This window comes from Pseudoalteromonas sp. TAE79, assembly GCF_000498015.1.
Classification (GTDB): Bacteria; Pseudomonadota; Gammaproteobacteria; order Enterobacterales; family Alteromonadaceae; genus Pseudoalteromonas.
Window position 1 is genome coordinate 20,688 of the sequence record NZ_AUTL01000275.1, and the last position, 2,737, is coordinate 23,424.

Genomic DNA, 2,737 nt, shown 5'->3' on the forward strand with positions numbered 1-2,737 from the left:
CTCGAAAATGCTGGCGAAAAGTGGATGGGCTCATGTGTACGTAGGCTCCCAACTCCTCCACTTGTAGTGTTTGTGCGAAGTGTTGCTTTAGCCAGGCAATGGCTTTTGTGATCTGATGGCTTGGCGATTCCGTGATCAGAAAATTTCTGAGCTGCGATCCGAGTGGGCCTGCCAGCAATCGCACTATGATTTCCTCTTTGATGAGAGGCGCCAGTTTGGGCGCTAACAGCGGTTCGCTAATCAGCCTAACTAAGCGTGTAAGTGCATCTATCATGGAATCATCTAGCGAAGCCACCGTAATGGGATGAGAGGTGGAGTTTCGCTGAAGAGGAGGTAAATCCATTTCCGAAGCCGCCTGAACGACAGTTCGTGCGTCCATCGTTAACATAAGGCCTAGGAAAGGTTCTTTGATTCGAGCCTGGGTAATGTGAGAGATCACGGGTAGGTCGATCGTTGTGAGCATGCAATCTCCTCTACCGTAGTCGAGCAGTGCGTCTCCCAGCATGACTTGCTTGCCGCCTTGTGCCACCACCCCTAAGCCTAGCGTATAGATACAGTGCACAGGCTCCGTTGGTCTATGCCTCCGATGGAGTGACAGCCCTGGAATAGCTGTGGCGTAGTCACCATCACTTTGGGCAATAGTTTCAATCATGTTGGCCAACGTAGCAATCGGCGAGTTTCCGTTGTTATCAACCTCATAGTTTTGATTCATGCCAAGATTCCATGTCATTCTAAGTACCAACAGTATATCACTGACCAACACGTCATTTTCTTGTTAATGATGATAACTCCTCGTTTTAGGCAATTATTCGCTTGAATTTGGCAACTCCAGAGACGGTTACCTGGCTATGATGAGGCACTGTCAGTAATCAGCTTTGGAGTAGCCAATGCCTTCTCTCTTCTCGCCATTCAATCTCAAGCGAATTACGCTGAGAAACCGCATCGCAGCCTCGCCTATGTGCCAATACCAGGCCCAAGATGGCTTTTTGAACGAATGGCACAAGACTCACTACTCCATGCTCGCCCGTGGTGGTGTGGGTTTACTGGTCGTCGAAGCCACAGCCGTCTCCCCGGAAGGCCGCATTACCCCAGGCGATGCGGGTCTGTGGAGCGACGCTCAGGTTGAAGGCTTCGCGTCTGTTGCGCAATCGATCAAATCCAACGGTGCCGTACCCGGTATTCAGCTCGGCCATGCTGGTCGTAAGGCCGGTTGCACGCCGCCTTAGGAGCTGTCTCTTGATCACATCTCCTGTTGTTGCGCTTGCATGAATCGAGCGCCTTCTAGCAGTTTGCTCAGTGAAAACCAACCTTTCCATAAAGCTTCCCAACCAACAACACCTGTTTGCTTGCTGTTGTGCCACCCGCCTAATTTGGCAAGTGCATAATAAGCCCAATGTAATGAAGGTGTTGTGTTAGGTGCTTTTTTAGTTTCAGTCTTTGACCACAACAGTTTCCATTCAAGAAGATTGAAAAAATTGTCGCAACTAATTGATTTTGCATTATCTTTATCGACAACAAGCTCGCGTAACTGGAGAAGTCTCACCGCAATAAATGCTGTTATTACAATGATCTTTTCTAGATTATTTCGCGTTTGCATGCGAAACGACTCAACTTGAGTGCCCGCTGACTTCCACGCTTTATGGAACTCTTCAACTCGCCATCTTAGTTCATAAAATCTAACTATCTTTAGTGCATCAGAAGCACTATTTATCGGTTCGCCTGTATACAATTTCCACGACAAAGGACTTGTTCCACTTGGTGGATCAATCTCGTTGCAACTTATTACTGTTAAATTCATACCACCAAGTTTCTTGTGTTTTTTAGGCGGATAAATAGTAATGCAAGCATAACGTACAGCTACTTTCGCAATACGTGCTTTTCGGCCTCCTTTTTGCTGTATCTTAACCGAATATGAAGCTTCACTAGATTGATTTTCAATGTAGGGACTTAGTTTATCGCCGTCTGCATTAACGACCCGCTCATGCTTGGCCCTCACTACAAATCGTTGATTATTTATTGTTTTATAATCAATATACTCAAACATATCAGATTCTCGATCACAAACGCTTATGATATTGTCCATGACATCTGCAAATCGGGTACTCATTTCTTCCGACGAGCGTTGCCATTTATAACTTTCTTTCGTTTCGTACTTGCGGCGTTTTCTGTCGTTAGCGGTACCAAAGTTTTCATCTTTTCTGCACCAACGATGTTGTGCACCCAAGCCAATAGTACGCTCTGTTTCTGCATCGACCATAAGGACGGTGTGCGCCAACATCCCTTTAGAAGAGCTTTGTTTATATGCGCCAGTATGTCCGAGCTCTTTAGTCACATTGTGTCGGTAACACAATGTTGATGTATCTTCTAGCGCAAGGATTGTGTTTGACAGCGTTATTGTAGGTAACAGCGAATTCAAACCGGCGGTAGCGATGTTATCTGCGTCAACTTTATCATTGCGAATAAAGCGATATGCGCCTTCAATAGAGGCTTGTGAGCCAGATGCTTTCACAATAGAACTTCCTGTGTTGCTTGCCATTTGATGACTTATTTTTACCAGGCGTTTAGTGCGTCGTTCATCACCTAATTCAGCATGTTTAAACAAATGATTAGCCCATTTTTCAGTATCTTTTATCAGCATAATAATTAAACTCGATCGGTTTTTTCGTTATAACTGATCTGATCGACTGATATAAATAAAGTTCAATTGGAGCCTAATTTATTTGTGTATAAGAGTCAG

Annotated in this window: 1 protein-coding gene and 2 pseudogenes; 1 reads left to right on the forward strand and 2 read right to left on the reverse strand. The window is 45.2% G+C overall.

Going from position 1 to position 2,737, the window contains the following annotated elements:
* Positions 1–730, reverse strand: a pseudogene (locus L655_RS01000000126095) (AraC family transcriptional regulator N-terminal domain-containing protein); the annotation flags it as partial.
* Positions 731–887: 157 nt separating this feature from the next.
* Here L655_RS01000000126095 and L655_RS0122380 point away from each other — a divergent pair.
* Positions 888–1,208, forward strand: a pseudogene (locus L655_RS0122380) (NADH:flavin oxidoreductase/NADH oxidase); the annotation flags it as partial.
* A gap of 32 nt (positions 1,209–1,240) precedes the next feature.
* Here the strand turns inward: L655_RS0122380 and L655_RS0122385 are convergent.
* Positions 1,241–2,638 carry an IS4 family transposase gene (locus L655_RS0122385; RefSeq protein ID WP_029751746.1) on the reverse strand — a complete coding sequence of 466 codons (1,398 nt, stop codon included), beginning with the start codon at positions 2,636–2,638 and terminating at the stop codon, positions 1,241–1,243.
* Between the last annotated feature and the right edge of the window lie 99 nt (positions 2,639–2,737).